The sequence below is a fragment of the Acidobacteriota bacterium genome (assembly GCA_020845575.1).
GTDB lineage: Bacteria > Acidobacteriota > Vicinamibacteria > Vicinamibacterales > Vicinamibacteraceae > Luteitalea.
This window is the reverse complement of the sequence record JADLFL010000008.1, coordinates 1-17,582: the sequence shown is the minus strand read 5'-3', so window position 1 is coordinate 17,582 and position 17,582 is coordinate 1. Positions and strand designations below refer to the sequence as shown.

General features: G+C 68.5%; 11 protein-coding genes. 6 read left to right on the top strand and 5 right to left on the bottom strand.

The features are described from left to right. Positions 1-5: 5 nt before the first annotated feature. From IT182_01705 to IT182_01695, 3 genes are all read right to left on the bottom strand, one after another. Positions 6-1,910 carry a PQQ-dependent sugar dehydrogenase gene (locus IT182_01705; GenBank protein ID MCC6162045.1) on the bottom strand — a complete coding sequence of 635 codons (1,905 nt, stop codon included), beginning with the start codon at positions 1,908-1,910 and terminating at the stop codon, positions 6-8. A gap of 176 nt (positions 1,911-2,086) precedes the next feature. Continuing rightward, positions 2,087-2,383 carry a DUF2218 domain-containing protein gene (locus tag IT182_01700; GenBank protein MCC6162044.1) on the bottom strand — a complete coding sequence of 99 codons (297 nt, stop codon included), beginning with the start codon at positions 2,381-2,383 and terminating at the stop codon, positions 2,087-2,089. Between the two features lie 5 nt (positions 2,384-2,388). Continuing rightward, a complete protein-coding gene (locus IT182_01695) occupies positions 2,389-3,417 on the bottom strand; it encodes a hypothetical protein (protein ID MCC6162043.1) in 1,029 nt (342 codons plus the stop codon). Between the two features lie 286 nt (positions 3,418-3,703). On the opposite strand from IT182_01695, the gene IT182_01690 reads away from it, so the two are divergent. The 6 genes from IT182_01690 to IT182_01665 all read left to right on the top strand — a co-directional run bounded on the left by IT182_01690 (position 3,704) and on the right by IT182_01665 (position 14,319). Continuing rightward, positions 3,704-6,841: a TonB-dependent receptor gene (locus IT182_01690; protein MCC6162042.1), complete on the top strand. Its 3,138-nt coding sequence runs from the start codon at positions 3,704-3,706 to the stop codon at positions 6,839-6,841. Positions 6,842-6,918: 77 nt separating this feature from the next. Beyond that, the gene (locus IT182_01685) at positions 6,919-8,208 is read left to right on the top strand and encodes a M28 family peptidase (GenBank protein ID MCC6162041.1); all 1,290 of its coding nucleotides are present in this window, start codon (positions 6,919-6,921) and stop codon (positions 8,206-8,208) included. Between the two features lie 36 nt (positions 8,209-8,244). Then, positions 8,245-9,726 (top strand): META domain-containing protein, encoded by a 1,482-nt coding sequence (locus tag IT182_01680; protein MCC6162040.1) that lies wholly within the window; start codon positions 8,245-8,247, stop codon positions 9,724-9,726. A gap of 41 nt (positions 9,727-9,767) precedes the next feature. Further along, positions 9,768-11,099 (top strand): neutral/alkaline non-lysosomal ceramidase N-terminal domain-containing protein, encoded by a 1,332-nt coding sequence (locus IT182_01675; GenBank protein ID MCC6162039.1) that lies wholly within the window; start codon positions 9,768-9,770, stop codon positions 11,097-11,099. 235 nt (positions 11,100-11,334) lie between these two features. Further along, positions 11,335-13,749 (top strand): hypothetical protein, encoded by a 2,415-nt coding sequence (locus IT182_01670; protein MCC6162038.1) that lies wholly within the window; start codon positions 11,335-11,337, stop codon positions 13,747-13,749. A gap of 6 nt (positions 13,750-13,755) precedes the next feature. Further along, positions 13,756-14,319: an NAD(P)H-dependent oxidoreductase gene (locus tag IT182_01665; GenBank protein MCC6162037.1), complete on the top strand. Its 564-nt coding sequence runs from the start codon at positions 13,756-13,758 to the stop codon at positions 14,317-14,319. 88 nt (positions 14,320-14,407) lie between these two features. Here IT182_01665 and IT182_01660 read toward each other — a convergent pair whose 3' ends face one another. Further along, positions 14,408-16,162, bottom strand: coding sequence for a bifunctional metallophosphatase/5'-nucleotidase (locus IT182_01660; GenBank protein MCC6162036.1), 1,755 nt, complete (start codon positions 16,160-16,162; stop codon positions 14,408-14,410). Continuing rightward, positions 16,159-17,582 (bottom strand): DUF1501 domain-containing protein (locus IT182_01655; GenBank protein MCC6162035.1); only part of this gene is annotated, 1,424 nt, incomplete at its 5' end. The genes IT182_01655 and IT182_01660, both read right to left, overlap by 4 nt.

Genomic DNA, 17,582 nt, shown 5'->3' with positions numbered 1-17,582 from the left:
GCAGTTCACGGGACGCGCCAGGTGCGGAGGCGTGTGATGTCTGCGGGTAGGTCCGTCGCGCCAGGCGTGCTGCCGTTGACCTCCAGCACGTACGCCAGGATCGCGGCGTAGGTCTCCGCCGGCAGCGATCCGATGGCGGCGGGCGGCATCGTGCCGTGCGCCTTCTCGAACAGATCCGCCACGGGGCGTCCGCTCCACTGACGCCTGAAATACTCGCCGGCCAGCGGCGTGCCGAACGTCCCGTTCGAGAGCGATGCGCCGTGACACACCGCGCACGACGTGTCGTACGCCGCCTTGCCGGCGACCACCTGCGCGGCACTGAACGGCGGCGACGGTCCGCGCGGCGCCGCGCGCGGCGCGGGGGGCGGTTCGACGCGACGTGCAGACGATGGGGGACGTGCCGTTGTGGTGGTGGCAACGGCCGGTGCGCTCGTGCCGGCGGCTTCGCCCTCGTATGTGAACGCGAGAATGGAGCCGTCGTTGTCGCGGGTCTTGGCAACTTGAAGGTCGGTGAGTGACTCGACGAGCCCGCCGCTCGTCGTCGCGACGAAGATCGTCCGTCCGTCTGGATGCACCGCCGTATCCCGATAGCGATTCCGCGTGCGGGCTTCGCGCGTGACGGGCCCGACCGCGCGCTGGCCGGACGCGTCGAGCGGCACGACGTAGAGCGAGCCGCGCTTCAGGGCCGACACGATGAGCACGCGGTCCCATCCCGGGATGCCGTCGTGGTGTGCGTACGCTTCGACGCTCGCCGCAGCGACCGTCGGCCAGCAGAGATAGTGCACGCCGCCGCACGCCGGGTCCTCGAAGTCGTGGCCGGTGGGTACCGTGAACAGCGTTGCGAGCGGCGCCACCATGGGCGGCGTGAACGCCGACTCGGGCGCGCGCGGCACCGACGACGGAATGGCGAGATCGCTGAAGCGCAGGCTGGCGCACGGCGTCGTCGAGTCGCCCCAGCGCGCGTATTCGTACGCGCTGTCGTCGCGATAGCCCGCCACGTGCGGCCAGCCGTAGTTGCCGCCCGGCACCAGCACGTTCACCTCATCGTCGGACTTGGGTCCGTGGTCCGAGGTGTACATCGTGCCGTCGACACCCATCGTGATGCCCTGCGGATTGCGGTGGCCGTACGTGTACACGTGACTGCGCACGCCGCCGATGACGGGGTTGTCCGCGGGGATGCCGCCGTCTGTGGTGAGGCGCAGCGTCTTGCCTTCGTAGGCGGACCAGTCGCGCGCGTCGACCTCGGCCTGCGTCGGCAGTTGCTGCGAGTAGATCGGGTGGCAGTAGTTCCCGAGCTGGTTGCCGCCCTGGTCGCCGGTCGTGAGATGGAGCGTGCCATCGGGACCGAACGCGAGGCGCATGCCGTAGTGGTCGTTGCCGGCCGGCAGGCCGTCGAGAATCGTGACCGGATCGACGAGCGTGGCCGTGGCCGCGTCGTAGCGCAGTCGCACCACCTTCGAATACAGGTGGCGGAACGGGCTCGCCGGATCGCTGAATCGCAGGTCGGCAGGCCGAGCCATGTCGATGTACGTGACGGCGACGTACACCTCGTCGTGTCCGGTGTGGCGGAGCAGTTGTGGATGGAGCGCCATGCCCAGCACGCCGCCGGAGCCGGCGGCCGTGGCGGTGCCGTCGAGCGTGGCCGCGACGTGGTGCGCGCCCGTCGTTGGATCCACGCGCGTGATGCGCAGCGCCGGACGTTCGGTCACCCACAGCATCCCGTCGGGCCCCCAGGCCACTTCCCACGGATCCGCGAGGCCCGCTGTCACGACGCGCATGGCGAATCGCTTCGTACCGTTCCTGAGTGAGGGAGACTCCGGCTGCGCGAACGTCAGCGCCGTGGCCGCCACCACGCCAGTGACAGCCATCCACGCATGCAGGGAGAACGCGAATCCGGCAGGTCGTCGCACCGAGCAAGGCTAGGGGAGCATCCCCCCCGCGTCAATCGATGAGGCGGTGTGCGGCCGGGCCCGACCTTGGACTCCGCTCAGGTCGCCTCGAGCCTGCCGAAAGGCGGCGGGCCGGCCCTACCTTGGCGTCGCGCGGTGGTGGGGTCGGCTCTCCGAGCCCGACCCTGTTGTCGACGTCAGCCGCGGGTCCACTCCAGGCGCAGGTCCTCGCCTCGCGGCGCGAATCGCTGGAGGTGGCGGAGCAGGACGCCCTCCCAGCGATCGAGATCGGATTCCGGGGCGTCGACGGTGACGGCCAGGCCCGTGTCGCCGGCCACGAGGCGGCACGTGGCGTTGCCGTTGTCGATGCCGAACGGGATGAGCGCCTGCGTGTCGTCGCCCTGCACGGCGAACTTGTGGCGCCAGTGCGCGCAGAGGCGCGTGATGTACCGGCTCGCGGTGCGTGTGGGGAGGGTCGTGCGTGTCGCGGCCATGACGTTCAGCGGGGGAACAGGTCGGGGTAGTCGGTGAACATCCCGTCCACCTTGTACACCTCGACGAACTTGCGCATCTGCGCGGTGAGGGCCTCGCGCGTGGTCGGCAGCGACTGGAGCTGCGCCTCGAGTTGCTGGCGCACGGCGGGCGGCGCGTCGGGATAGCTGGGTGTCGTCGCCGGCCGCAGGATGAACGTGTACGGCACGACGGTGAGCCCCGCGGCGTGCGCCCGCACCACGACGTCGGGATCGCGGTCGATGATCTGGTAGGCCGGTGCGATGCCCGTGGCGAACGTCTTCACCTCGGCGAGCCCCTCGGGCGTGAGCCATCGCGCGGTACCTGGAGCGGCCGAGAGCAGGAAGCTGCGTGGTACCTCGGGCAGGAGCTTCGCGAGCCGCCGCACGCTGTCCTCCTCGAAGACCTGCATGTGGACGGCGGGGCGGCCCTTGACCATCGCGCCCACGAGCCCGTTCTTGCGCAGGATGTCGGCCACCGTCTGCTCGGGGTCGAAGCCCTTCGCGCGCAGGCGTCCAGGCACCTTCAGTTCCGGGAACAGGCCCGCCTTGCCCTTCACGAGATCGATCGTCTCCTGGAGGGTCATCATCTTCTCGCCCTTGAACTTCGGGTCGAACCACGAACCGGCGTCGAGCGACTTGATCTCGGCGAGCGTGAAGTCCTCCACGAGCCAGCGCCGCTGCACGCGATCGCCGGTCTTCACTTCCGTGAAGCGGTCGGGGAAGCGCTCCTTGACGTCGGATGTGCGATCGAGACTGCCGTCGTGCGAGCTGACAAAGACGCCGTCCCTGGTCAGGGCGATGTCCGGTTCGACGTAGTCGGCGCCCTGTTGGATAGCCAAGCTGTACGCGGCGGCTGTATGCTCTGGCGCGTAAGCGGAGGCACCACGGTGGGCGATCACGTACGTCCCCGTGGCCTGTACGGCGCTCGTCGTCGCGTCGACACGACTCAGATGCAGTCCACCGACGGCACAGGCGAGGGCCAGAGCGAAGAGAAGAGGTGAGGAGGGAGCGCGCATGGACACAGCTTACAACGGCCCCACGTCGGCCTCATGACGCGATAGTCGCGCGACCATCACCGCACCGTCGCACGGTCGTGACATCGGCTTGCGAGCATCGGACGCGAACGGCCCGCGGCGAGGCTGTTTGTCGCACTCATCCTTAGTCGGTTCGCCGAAGGAGATTCACGTGTCCATCCAACGATTCTTCGTGTGTTGTGCCCTGCTGCTGTGTTGGGCGTGGCCGGCGCACGCCCAATTCGAAACCGGTTAGATCACCGGCACCGTGCAGGACAGGAGTGGCGGCGTGCTGCCAGGCGTGACCGTCACGCTGCGCAACGTCGACACCAACGTCTCGCAGGTCACCACCACCAACGACAGCGGCGCGTACGAGTTCTTCACCCTGCGCGTGGGCCGCTACGAGATCAAGGCCGAGCTCGAGGGCTTCGCCACGTCCGTGGTGCAGGACATCGCCCTGGCCATCGGCAATCGCCAGCGCGTCGACGTCACGCTCGGCGTCGGCGGGCTCGCGGAATCTGTCGAAGTACAGGCCACGGGCCTGCGCCTCGAGAAGGATTCGAGCCAGCGCAGTTCCGTCGTGACCTCGGAGCAGGCCGTCGCCCTGCCGCTCCCGGGCCGTGAGTACTCGGCGCTGGTGCAACTGTCGCCCGGCGTCAGGCGCTCGACGATCAACAACACGCAAGGCACCGGCCGCGAGGGGTCGTTCACCATCAACGGCCTGCGCAGCACGTACAACAACTACCTGCTGGACGGCATCGACAACAACGCCTACGGCACCAGCAACCAGGGGTATTCGAACCAGGTGATCCAGCCGCCGCCCGACGCGATCGTCGAGATGCGCGTGGTGACCAACAACATGAGCGCGGAATACGGGCGCAGCGGCGGCGGCACCATCAACGTGGCGTACAAGAGCGGCACGAACCGCTTCAGCGGTGCGGCCTGGGAGTACCGCCGCGATCCCGCGCTCAACGCCACGGGCTTCTTCAAGCCCGCCGTGGGCATGGAGCCCAAGATGACGCGCGACCAGTACGGCTTCGTGTTCGGTGGGCCGGTGCTGCGCAACCGCGCGTTCTTCTTCACCGACTACGAAGGGCTGCGGCAGGACCGCGCCACCGTGGCGCAGTCGTCGATCCCCGACATGACGCAGCGGCAGGGCATCATGAGCGTGGCCGTGCGCGACCCGCGCAGTGGCGAGGTGTATCCGGCGGGTACGCCCCTGCCGATGACGGCGGCGGCGCGCAAGATTCTCTCGGATCTGCCCGCGCCCACCGGACCAGGCACCGCCAACAACTACCGCGCGACGATCCTCGCGACCAACCGCACCAACAAGTTCAACATCAAGCTGGATCAGAAGTTCACCGACAAGCTGTCGCTCTTCGGCCGCTACGGCTGGCGCGACACGGACATCGTCGAGGAGTCCGGTCTGCCGCTGCCGTCCGGCGGCGCTGGCAACGGCACGACGTACGTGAGCAACCGCGCGCTGGCGCTCGGCGCCACGTACATGCCTGGCGGCACGCAGTTGGTGGAACTGCGCTTCGGGTGGTCGAGCACGGAAGGCGGCAAGAACCCGCCGGGACTCGGCACGGCCAGCGCGCTCGACGCGTACGGCATCACCGGCTTGCCGACCGACCCGCGCGTGGTGGGCGGCCTGCCCACGCTGACCATCACCGGGTTCACGGCGCTCGGCCGACAGGCGACCAATCCGCAATGGCAGTACCCGAAGGTGTGGAACCCGAAGATCAACTACTCGGTGGTACGCGGCAGGCAGTCGATCAAGCTCGGATACGAGTTCCAGCGCATCAACACCCAGGTGCAGGACGTCAATCCGCTCTACGGCACCAACATCTTCTCGGGCCAGTTCACGCGCCCGACGGGTGTGGCTGCCAACAACATCTACAACCTGTCTGACTTCATGTTCGGCTACCAGTCGCAGTACGGACTCAGCAACATCCTCGTGGCCGACATCCGGCAGAACATGCAGTTTGCCTACATCCAGGACGACATCCGCGTGAACAGCAACCTCACGCTGAACGTCGGGCTGCGCTACGAGTACGCGACGCCGCACTGGGAGGCCAACAACGTCCTCTCCAACTTCGATCCGGCGACGCTCTCGATGGTGATGGCGCGTGACGGCTCGCTCGAGGATCGGACGACGATCGCGCCGGACCGCAACAACTTCGCTCCGCGTCTCGGCTTCGCGTACTCGGTCACGCCCACCACCGTGGTGCGGGGCGGGTTCGGCACCTCGTACGTCCACTTCCAGCGCGCCGGCGGCGCCAACATCCTGCCCATCAACGGTCCGCAGGTGATCAACGCCGTGGCCGTGCAGAACAACCCCAATGCGGCCACGTACCGCATGTACCAGGACGGTTTCCCCATCGGCTGGAACGACTCGAGCCAGTTCAATCCGGCCGCGGCCAACGTCACCTACATGCCGCGCAACTACGGGGCGAGCCGCGTGAACAGCTGGTTCATCTCCGCGCAGCGCGAGATCTTCGCCGGCACCATCGTCGACGTCGCGTATGTCGGCAACAAGGCGGACGGGCTGCTCCAACTGGCCAACTACAACCAGGCGCGGCCCAACGCACAGGGCGAGAACACGCCGCTGCAGGCGCGTCGTCCGATCACGAGCTTCGGTGACATCACGTACGCGTGGAACGGCGGCCGCTCCGACTACCACGGCTTCCAGTTCAAGACCGAGACGCGCCGCCGTGGCCTGTTCCTGGTGAACGCCGTCACCATCTCCCGCGCGCGCGACAACGGCGCGGGCTCGCTCGAGAACGCCAACGGCAACTCGCCGGGCATCCAGGACTTCAACAACCCCGATGGCGACTGGGGCATCTCGGGCTACAACCAGCCGTTCAACTGGACGAGCAGCGTGGTGTGGGACGTCCCGGTCGGACGTGAGCGCAAGTACCTCGGGAACGCGTCGGCGTTTGTCGACGCGTTGCTTGGTGGGTGGCAGATGGCACTCGTGAGCTTCGTGGTGGCGGGCGATCCGGTGACCTTCACGTACACGCCGGCTGCGCTCGCGCAGGTGTCGGGCATCACGCAGGACTTCCGTGGCGCCACCAACTATCGTCCGAACCTGAACGGCGACGCGTACGGCGATCGCAGCGCGATCACGGGCTACTTCGATCGGACGGCACTGTCGGTGCCCGACACGTGGAGCCCGTTCGGCAACGCCCCGCGCAACAGGTACCGCGGGCCGAATCAGTGGACGGTGGATTTCGCGCTCCAGAAGCGCTTCACGCTGCCGGTGGGCACCAACACGCGCATCGAGGTGCGCGCCGAGGCGTTCAACCTTCTCAACCGCAGCAACTTCAACCCCCCGAACGGCAATCTCAGCTCGAACGCCTTCGGCACGATCACCAGCACCGGCGACCCGCGGCAGGTGCAGCTCGGCGTGCGTGTGTCGTTCTGACGCACGGGATAGGGAGGACCGGGCTCTCCGAGCCCGGCCCTCCCTGCGTGTCCTTCCTTCCCCTTGACTTCCGTCTGATGCTGTCCGCTTCTCCTGCTCGTATCGCCGCCGACCTCCGTGTGCTCGTTGAAGACATCGGGGTCAGGCTGGCCGGCACGCCTGTCGAAGCTGCAGCTGCGGATCTCGTGCGCCGCGCCGCCACCGATATCGGCGCCGACGCGTGGGATGAGACATTTCCCGTCCGGGCGCGCGCCGTGTCCGAAGAGCAGCTCGAGATCCGGATCGGCGAGACATGGCGCGCGTATCCGTGCTCGCTGTTCAGCAGCACGCCCGGTACCGATGGCCAGTGGCGCACGGCGGACATCGTCGTGCTCACGCCGACCGACTATCAGCGCGATGACCTGTCATACGTGCGCGGCAAGGCCGTCATCCACCTCGGGTGCCATATCGAGTCGCGCGCCGCGTACGCGCGGCTGATGGCGGCGCAGCCGGCGTTCCTGTTGATGGTCGATACGCGGTACCCGGGCGCCACGCCGCTGGCCGACGGGATGTTCCCGGCGTACACGGCCGCGATCGGTGCGGTGCCGACACTCAACGTCGCGCATCAGGATGCCTGGCAGTGGGTGGTTGACGGCGCCACGGCCGCGCGGTGCCGCGTCGTGGGCGGCATGGTCCCCGCGACGTCGCAGAACGTCGTCATCGATCTGCCTGGTACCGACAAGGCCGACGAGATCCTGTACGCGAGCGCGCACCACGACACGCAGGCCGGATCGCCGGGCGCCGACGACAACGGGTCTGGCGTGGTCGGCGTGATGGAACTGGCGCGCCTGCTGGCACCGCGAGCGCGACGTCGCACCGTGCGGCTCATCTCGTTCGGCGCCGAAGAACAGTTGTCGGTGGGATCGGCCGCGTACGTGCGCGCGCACCGCGACGAGGTGTCGAGCCGCGGGCGCTGCATGTACAACCTGGACAGCTATGGCTCGCCGCTCGGCTGGCTGCAGGTCTACGTCAACGCGCACCCTGATTTCGAGACGTCGTTCAGGCCGTACTTCAGGGGCGAAGGGATGTACTACCAGACGGTGACCGCCGTCGTGCCGTACGCGGACCACTTTCCCTTCATCGCCGCGGGGCTGCCCGGCGCGTTCCACTATCGCGTCAACTGTGATGGCGGCCGTTTCTTCCATCATCGTCCCGACGATGACCTGTCGCGCGTGTCGGCGTCGGTGATCGCCCGCGACGTCTCGGCGGTCGCCACGTGGCTCGACGCCATGGCCTGTGCCGACGCCCTCCCGTTCACGCCTTCCATCCCGGACGCGCAGCGCGCCGAAGTCGCTGCCTGCTGGGACGACCTCTTCGGCGGTTGGTAGACGGGCGGGTCGGCATTCCCTGTTACAGTCCCCTGCATGTCGACAATCGGGATTGCAGGGCGACTGACGGGGCTGCTGGTGGCCGTGCACGTACTGGGGGTTACGGCGTGGGCGTCGGAGAGGTGGACCGAGGCACGTGCCAACGAGTGGTATGCGCGGCAGGGGTTCCTCGTCGGGGCGAACTACGTGCCGGCGACGGCGATCAACGAACTCGAGATGTGGCAGGCCGACACGTTCGACCCGAAGCGCATCGATCTCGAGCTCGGATGGGCCGCCGCGATCGGCATGAACACGATGCGCGTGTTCCTGCACGACCTCGCATATCAGCAGGATCCTGAAGGCTTCCTGCGCCGCGTCGACACGTTCCTGACCATCGCGCAGAAGCATCGCATCAGGCCGATGCTCGTGCTGTTCGACTCCGTATGGGATCCGTTCCCCGCGCTCGGTCCGCAGCGCCCGCCGCGTCCTGGCGTGCACAACTCGGGCTGGCTGCAGAGCCCCGGCAAGGTCGCGCTCGAAGATCCCTCGCACTGGCCGCGACTCGAAACATACGTGAAGGCCGTTGTCAGCCGCTTCAAGGACGATGCGCGCGTGCTCGCGTGGGATCTCTGGAACGAGGTCGACAACATGAACGAGCCTGCCTACAGCAGCCTGGAGCCGAAGAACAAGGGCGAGCTCGTGCTCGCGCTCCTGCCGCAGGTATTCGCGTGGGCGCGCGCCGCGTCGCCCACGCAGCCCATCACGAGCGGGTTGTGGCGCGGCGGCGACTGGTCGAAGATGCTCGACCTGCCCGCCATCGACCGCCTGCAGCTCGCGCTGTCGGACATCGTCAGCTTCCACAGCTACGACCCGCCAGCGCAGCTGGAAGCCCGCATCACGCAGTTGCAGACCTACAAGCGGCCCATCATCTGCACCGAGTACATGGCGCGCGGCAACGGCAGCACGTTCCAGGGATCGCTGCCGATCCTGAAGCGGCACGGCGTTGGCGCGATCAACTGGGGCCTCGTACAGGGCAAGGCCCAGACGCACCTGCCGTGGGATTCGTGGCGCCGCCCGTATGTGGATCGCGAGCCGTCGGTGTGGTTCCACGAAGTGTTCCGCACCGACGGCACGCCGTACGACGCGGAAGAGACGATCCTCATCCGCCGCCTCACGACCCCGTCGCGCGACGAGGGCGACCCGCTGGCGCGCCTGCGCGGTGGCATATGGTTCGTGGAGCAGATCCAGGGCGGCCCGATCGTCGAAGCCTCGCGCGTGACGATGACGTTCGGGGCCGACGGACGGGTGGCAGGGTCGACGTCGTGCAACACGTACAGCGCAGCGTACGCGATCACGGGCGATCGCCTCACGATCACGATGCCAATCGCGTCGCTGCGCGGGTGCGAGGCACCGCTGATGGCGCAGGAAGCGGCGTTCCTCACGGCGTTACGCAACCTGGCGCGGTACGAGCTGAGCGACGCAGGCGTCCTCACGCTCCACACCGCCGCCGGCCCCGCATTCGTCGCACGCCGCCGCTGACGCTGGTGCGCATGCGATGGCATAAGATCCGGCTCGTTGCCATGACCATCGATCGTCGCGCGTTCCTTTCTGCCGCTGCACTGGCGCCGCTCTCTTCGATTCGCGTGTCCGCGGCCCGCTGGCGCGCGGGCGTGGCCGTTGCCGACATCACGCCCACGTCATCGCTCTGGATGGCGGGATTCGCGGCGCGCACGCGGCCGTCGCAGGGCACCGCGATGCCCCTGCACGCCAAGGCGCTCGCACTCGAAGACGCCGGCGGCCGGCGCCTCGTCGTCGTGACGCTCGACCTGCTCGGCGTGACCGACGGCATGGCCGCTCGCATCAGCGCGCGCGTCGCGAAGGCGCATCGCCTGGCGCGCGAACGCCTGCTGCTCGCGGCAAGCCACACGCACAGCGGTCCCGTGGTCGACGCGCAGCTCATGGTGGCCTACGACGTCACGCCACAGCAGGTGCGCGACATCGAGGCCTACACCGCGACGCTCGAGGATCAGATCGTCGGCGTCATCGGCAAGGCGATCGCCGCGCTCGCGCCCGCCACGCTGCACACCGGCGCGACGACCGCCGCCTTTGCCGCGAATCGCCGCGTGCAGTTCGGCGAGAACGGTCCCGTCGACCATCGCGTACCGGTGCTGCGCGTGGACGTCGGCGGTCGTGCCAGAGCGGTGCTCTTCAGCTACGCGTGTCACAACACCACGCTGTCTGCCGAGAACGTCGAGTGGCACGGCGACTATGCCGGCGTTGCGCAGGCCGCCATCGAGGCAGCCAATCCGGGTGTGACGGCGCTCTTCATGTCCGGGTGCGGTGCCGATGCGAATCCGAAACCGCGCGGCACGCGCGACGACGTGCAGCGGCACGGCGAGGAACTGGCGCGCGCGGTGAGCGGAGCCCTGTCGACGTTGACGCCCGTCACCGGCGACGCCCGTGCCGCCTATGGCGTGACTGAATTGCCGTTCGAAGCGGCGCTCACGCCCGAGCAGTGGAAGGCGCGCTTCGGGCTCGCCGATCCCTACGTGGCGCGTCATGCGCGCGAGATGGATCGCATCTCGGCCCGCGACGGACGCCTGCCCCGCGCGCACGGCATTCCATTGCAGGTGTGGCGCATCGGCAAGGACGTGACGCTCGTCGCGATCGGTGGGGAAGTGGTGGTGGACTACGCGCTCCGCCTGCGGCGCGAACACCCCGACGCCAACATCTGGCCCGTCGGCTACGCCAACGACGTCTTCGGCTACGTGCCGTCGCGTCGCATCCTGCAGGAAGGCGGGTATGAAGGCGGCGGCGCGCTCCTGTACTACGTGCAGCCGGGGCCGTTCGACACGTCTGTCGAGGACCGCATCTTCGCGGCGCTCGATCGCCTGATCGCAGGCACGCGATGAGCGCGCGCACCACGAGCGGCCTCTGAGAGTGCTCGCGCCGGCAGGTTCCCCGCGCGCCACGGGGCCGTCCCGCCGGGACGTCATCCGCCCCATCGCGGATCGCCGGGCCGTACGCCCTGCTGCTGGAGGAACGGGAACGGCAGGGTCTGCCCTGCGCCCTTGGGGCAGGCTCAGGACGACCTGAGCGGAGCCGAACGTCGCGCACTACCGAGATCGGTAGATGTAGGATGCACCCGTGCAACAGCTCCGACGGTGCCTCGCCACTCTCGTCGCCGCGTTCCTCTTCGCGCCCCTCACGGCCGCGGCGGCGTCGCCAGACCTCATCCCGCTCGTGCCCGGCACGATCGTCGTCAGGCCGAACGCACCGTCAGCCGAGCGGATGGCGGCGCAGGTGCTCCAGGAAGAACTGGAGGCACGCCTCGGCGCGCGGCCCGCCATCGTCGAGACGTGGCCTTCCGACGGTCGTGCCGCGATCGTCGTCGCCGCGGGACTCCAGTCAGGCAGCACGCCGTGGGCCGGATCGCCGGCCGTTCCGCGGTCGGGCGCCGGCGCGAAGCGCCCCGAGGGCTTCCACCTGACCGCCACGTCGACCGGCGACAAGCGTGTGGTCTGGGTGAACGGCGCCGACGCGCGTGGTGCGCTCTTCGGCGTCGGCCAACTGCTGCGCACGCTGCGATGGACACCCGGCGGCAGCTCGTCGAGCACGACCGGACTCCCCATCCCGCTCGACATCTCGTCGTCTCCTGCTTATGCGATACGCGGGCATCAGCTCGGGTATCGTCAACATTCGAACACCTACGACGCGTGGGACGAGGCGCGCTACGACCGCTACATCCGCGAGCTCGCGCTCTTTGGTGCCAACAGCATCGAGAACATCCCGCTGCAGGACACGCGGATGAGTCCGCACTTCACGCTGTCGCGCGAAGCGATGAACGTCGCCATCAGCCGCGTCTGCCAGAAGTACGGCCTCGACTACTGGATCTGGACGCCTGCCGACTTCGATCTCGCCGACGCGCCCAAGCGAGTCGAGGCCCTCGATACGCTCGACGCGCTCTTTGCGAAGATGCCGCGCCTCGACGCGATCTTCGTTCCGGGCGGCGACCCGGGTCACAACGCGCCTGAACTCGTGCTGCCGTATCTGGAGGACGTCGCCACGCGCGTGCGGAAGTACCACCCGAACGCGAAGGTCTGGCTGTCGCTGCAATGGTTCAGCGCCGCGCAGATCGACTGGATTTACACGCAGATCAACGACACGCCGCGCTGGTGGCTCGGCGGGCTCGTGGCCGGTCCGAGCAGTCCGCCCATCGCCATCACGCGCGCGCGCCTGCACCCGCGCTATCGCCTGCGCGACTACCCCGACGTGACGCACGCCGTTCGCGCGCAGTACGTCGTGCCCGACTGGGATCCGGCGTTCGCCTTCACGCTCGGTCGCGAGCCGATCAATCCGCGTCCCGTGTTCTACGCGACGCTTCACGATCGCATCGCGTCGCACACCGACGGGTTCATCAGCTACTCCGACGGCGTGAACGACGATGTGAACAAGGCGATCTGGAGCCGGAAGGCGTGGTCGCCGGCAGAGACGCCGCGCGACATCGTCCTCGGCTACACGCGGCTGTTCTTCGGCAGCGCCGTGGCCGAGCGCGCCGCAGATGGCCTGCTTGCACTCGAGAAGAACTGGGAAGGGCCGCTCGCGACCAACGGCGCCGTCGATGGCACGCTGCTGTCATGGCAACGTCTCGAGACAGACGCGCCGGCGCTCGCCGGCAACTGGCGCTGGCAACAGGCGCTCCTGCGCGCGTACTACGACGCGGCGCTGCGGCATCGCCTCCTGCGCGAGACGACCATCGAGCAGGGTGCCAATGCCGCACTCGCGGAAGCGGGCACGACTGGCGCGATGGCGGCCGTCGCGAAGGCGCGGTCCATCCTGTCCGAGGCCGACACGCCGGCGCCGCCGTACGACGCGTGGCGCACGCGTGTGCTCGCGCTCGGCAAGGCGCTGTTCACGTCGATCGGCATGCAGCTCGACACGCCGAACTACCAGGCGAGCGGCACCGAACGCGGGGCCGTGCTGGACTTCCTCGACTTCCCGCTGAACAACAGGTGGTGGCTCGAGGACGAGATGACAAAGGCGCTCGCCTTGCCCGACGAACCGGCGCGCGTCGCGCGACTCGATACCCTCGCGCGGTGGGAGTCGCCCGGACCTGGCGGGTTCTACGACGATCTCGGTCACGTGGGGCGGTCGCCGCGCGTGCGCAAGGCACGCATCAGCGGCGCCAATCCACCGGAGCTCGAAGACGGTCCCATGCCGCACGTCCAGTGGGAGGACAGCGGGCGCAGTCGCAAACGCCTGTCGTGGCAGGTGAGCCTGCGCTGGCCGATCGCGCTGGTCTACGAACAGATCGATCCGTTGGCGCGCTACGTGGTGCGACTGAACGGCAACGGCGCGGTGCGGCTGCGCATCAACGGCGTGCCCGTCACGCCACGACACGACTCGACGACGCTCGGCGACCCGAAGGAGTTCGATGTGCCGGCCGATGCCGTGCGCAGCCGGCGGGTCGTGCTGACCTTCGACGACATCGACGAGAGCGACAGGAACTGGCGACAGTTCTCGCGGGTGCACGAAGCGTGGCTCGTCAAACTGCCATACTGAGCGTCCATGCCTCTTCTTCAGATCGTCATCGTCAGTACGCGGCCGACTCGCAAGGGACCGGCCGTTGCCGCGTGGTTCGAGCAGCAGGCGCGCGCCTTCGAAGGGTTCGACATCGAGATGGTGGATCTCGCCGAGGTCGGCCTGCCGGTGTTCGACGAGCCTGAGCACCCTCGACTGCGCAAGTACGTGCATCCGCACACGATCCGCTGGAGCGAGACCGTCGATCGGGCCGACGCCTTCGTGTTCGTGTCGCCGGAATACAACTTCAGTACGCCGCCGAGCCTGCTCAATGCGTTCACGTACCTGTCGACCGAATGGGCGTACAAGCCCGCGGCGTTCGTGAGCTACGGCGGCATCTCCGGCGGCCTGCGTGCCCAGCAGGACACGAAGCTCACGATGACCGCGCTCCGCATGGTGCCGATCGCCGAAGCGGTGTGCATTCCGATGTTCACGACGCGCCTCGACGCGGATGGCCGATTCGTGTCCGACGAGCGCCTCGACGCGTCCGCCAAGGCGATGCTGAGAGAGCTCGCGCGCTGGACCGCGGCCTTGCGCCAGCTGCGAGGCTGACCACCCACAACGCGTAACCGTCGGATGGAGTCCGGCTGGTACACCGAGTCGACGTCGTTCAATCCGGTGCCCGGTGCCCGGTGCCGTACTACGGCGTACAGCGCACCGGATAGGTGTTGCCGGGAACGCGGATGCGTTTGCTGTCGCGGTCCACGCGGGTGAGGGCGTCCGGGTCGGGATCCTTGGCAATGGCTCGCAGCGCCGCGACGATCGACTGGCGCATCGGGGTGTCGAGCCGCAGCGTGAACTGCCGCTCCATGTCGGGGAAATATCCCGCACCCCCGGCCGCGATGAACTCGCTGGTCACCATGGTCAGTACCGTGTCGTCAGGCACGGGTCGACCGTTGCGCAGGATCGCCGCGTGCGGCGCGCCGGCCACGCACGTCACGTCCACCTCCACGCCCGAGATGATGGGGATCGGTCCGCGCGTCACGGCGCGCACGATGGCCTCGCCGATCGCGCCTGCCCGCAGCCGCGCCGTGGCCACCACGCTGTCGAAGGGGAGGAGTGCGTACAGCGCGCCGTATGTGATCGGACCTGGCGGCAGGCTCGCGCGCGTCCCCGTGGCGTTGTAGAACGCGAGGTCGGCGTCTGGGTACGAGGCCTTCAGCAGATCGACGACCAGATGGCTCGCCGGCGACTCGTCGCGCGTCGAGTGCAGGTACGCGCGCTCGGTGGTCACGCCGAGGGGTTCCTCGCGTGCGCGCTGCGCGGCCCTGAGGTCCTTGCGTACCGCCGCCTCCATGCGCGCGTCGTACATCACGGGCCGCCCCTCGTACGCCGGCGGCGCGCACGCGGCAGGATCCCACGGACGCACGTCCTCCCACGTGACGCCGTCGCACAGCGGACGCGGCTGATGAATCGTTGCGTGCGTCACACGGCCGTCAGGTCCGATCGCGAGGTCCACGCGACTGAACCCGCGTCCGCGTTCGTACGCTTCCACGACGGGAATGCCATTGACGCGGTGCGCGATGCCGTCATGCGCATGGCCCGCGGCGATCATGTCGACCAGCCCAGGCGGGAGCGCGCGCGCGACCTGGAAGATCTCGCCCTGCGTTCGGCACGCGGACAGATCCTCGGCGTCGGCAAAGCTCGTACACCCGCCACCGGCGTGCGCGAGGACGATGATGACGGTGGCGCCTGCCTGGCGGAGCTGCGTGGCTTCGCGTTCGATCGCATCGCGCAGCGGCAGGATCTCCAGGTCGACGAGATTGCGTGGGTCGGTGCTCTGTCGCGTTCCCGCCGTTGTCACGCCGACGAGGCCGATGCGCACGCCGGCCATCGTGATCATCGTCGACGGCATGACGTTGGGCGGTGTCCACGGCCGGCCATCGCGCCTGACGATGTTGGCGGCGAGGAGCGGGAAGCGCGCCTGCCTGGCGCGCACCTCGATGTTGCCTGTCGGGTTGTCGCCCGGCTTGCGCGGGACCGTCTGCGCGCCGGCCGGTCCGAAGTCGAATTCGTGGTTGCCGATGGCTGCCGCGTGGTACCCGATCGCGTTGTACGCGCGGACCATCGCCGCGCCTTCGCCGAGGTTCGACTCGAGCGTGCCCTGCCACATGTCGCCCGCGTCGACGAGCAGGACGTCGCCACCGTGGGCGCGTCGCACGTCGCGGAGATTCTTCAGGTGACCGGACAGCCAGGGCAGGCTCCCGATCCGGCCGTGGACGTCGGTGGTGGCGACCACCGAAATGGTCACCTGCTGCTGACGCGATGCCGTCGTGCCAGGCGCCGTGCGTGGTGCCGGTCTTCCGCAGGACGAGACGAGCAGCGCGCACAGACAGAGCGCCACCCACGCCGGCGCAACGGCCGCGCTCGGCGATCGACCGCGCGACAGGCTCACGCGAGCAGGCCCGTGATCACCTTGCCGCTGACGTCGGTGAGGCGGAAGGGGCGTCCCTGGAAGTGGTAGATCAGCTTTTCGTGGTCGACGCCGAGCAGGTGCAGCATCGTCGCGTGGAGATCGTGGACCTCCACCGGATCCTTCGTGATGTTGTAGCCGAGATCGTCGGTCTCGCCATACGTGATCCCCGGCTTGATGCCGCCGCCGGCCATCCACATCGTGAACGCGCGTGGGTGGTGATCGCGGCCGAGGAACTTCGATCCGTTGCGTGCCTCGTTCATCGGTGTGCGCCCGAACTCGCCGCCCCACACGACGAGCGTCGACTCGAGCAGGCCGCGCTGATCCAGATCGCGTACCAGCGCCGCGGCCGGCTTGTCGGTCTGACGGCACAGGCGCGGCAGCTTCTCGATCACGTCGTCGCCGAAGCCGGACCCGTGCGTGTCCCAGCCGCGGTGATAGAGCTGCACGAACCGCACGCCGCGTTCGACGAGGCGTCGTGCGAGCAGGCAGTTGTTGGCAAACGACGTCTGGCCAGGCTGCGTGCCGTACAACTCGTGAATCGACGCCGGCTCGCTCGAGATGTCCGTCAACTCGGGCACGCTCGTCTGCATGCGATACGCGAGCTCGTACGCGGCGATGCGCGTGTCGATCTCCGGATCGCCAACGGCCGACTGCTGCAGGCTGTTGAGATCCTTGATCGCGTCGAGCGAGGCTCGTCGAAGCGGCGCGTCCACGCCGTCGGGATTCGACACGAACAACACGGGATCCGCGCCACTCCGGAACTCGACGCCCTGGTGTGTCGTCGGGAGGAATCCCGAGCCCCAGCAGGACTTGCCACCGTCGGGATTGTTCTCGCCGGAGAGCAGCACCACGAACGCCGGCAGGTCCTTCGACTCCGCGCCGAGACCGTACGACAGCCACGAGCCCATGCTCGGCCGGCCGAGGATCTGGTGGCCCGTGTTCATGAAGATCTGGGCCGGCGCGTGATTGAACTGCGTGGTCGACATCGACTTGACGATCGTGATGCGGTCGGCGATGGCGGCGGTGTGCGGCAGCAGGTCGGAGATCTCGTGCCCCGACTGGCCGTGCCGGCGGAACTGGTACGGCGATCCCAGCAGTCGCGGCGCGCCCTTGATGAAGGCGAACCGCTCGCCCTTCACGATGTCTGCCGGGATCTCCTGGCCGTCGTACTTGCGCAGCGCGGGCTTGTCGTCGAACAGGTCGAGCTGCGACGGCGCGCCGGCCATGAAGAGGAAGATGACCTGCCTGGCCTTGGGCGCGATCGTCGGCGCCAGCTGTTGCGCGGCGTGCGCCAGCAGGCGCTCCTGCATCAGCGACGCGAGCGCGGCCCCGCCGATGCCGAACCCCGCCTGCTTGAAGAAGTGACGGCGGGTGAGTGACTGGAGGTCTCGTGCGTGCG

Bases quoted from the DNA above. Each gene is read 5' to 3' on its own strand.
- IT182_01675 (MCC6162039.1), top strand. From the start codon at position 9,768: ATGACCATCGATCGTCGCGCGTTCCTTTCTGCCGCTGCACTGGCGCCG.
- IT182_01665 (MCC6162037.1), top strand. From the start codon at position 13,756: ATGCCTCTTCTTCAGATCGTCATCGTCAGTACGCGGCCGACTCGCAAG.
- IT182_01700 (MCC6162044.1), bottom strand. From the start codon at position 2,383: ATGGCCGCGACACGCACGACCCTCCCCACACGCACCGCGAGCCGGTAC.
- IT182_01685 (MCC6162041.1), top strand. From the start codon at position 6,919: ATGCTGTCCGCTTCTCCTGCTCGTATCGCCGCCGACCTCCGTGTGCTC.
- IT182_01695 (MCC6162043.1), bottom strand. From the start codon at position 3,417: ATGCGCGCTCCCTCCTCACCTCTTCTCTTCGCTCTGGCCCTCGCCTGT.
- IT182_01680 (MCC6162040.1), top strand. From the start codon at position 8,245: ATGTCGACAATCGGGATTGCAGGGCGACTGACGGGGCTGCTGGTGGCC.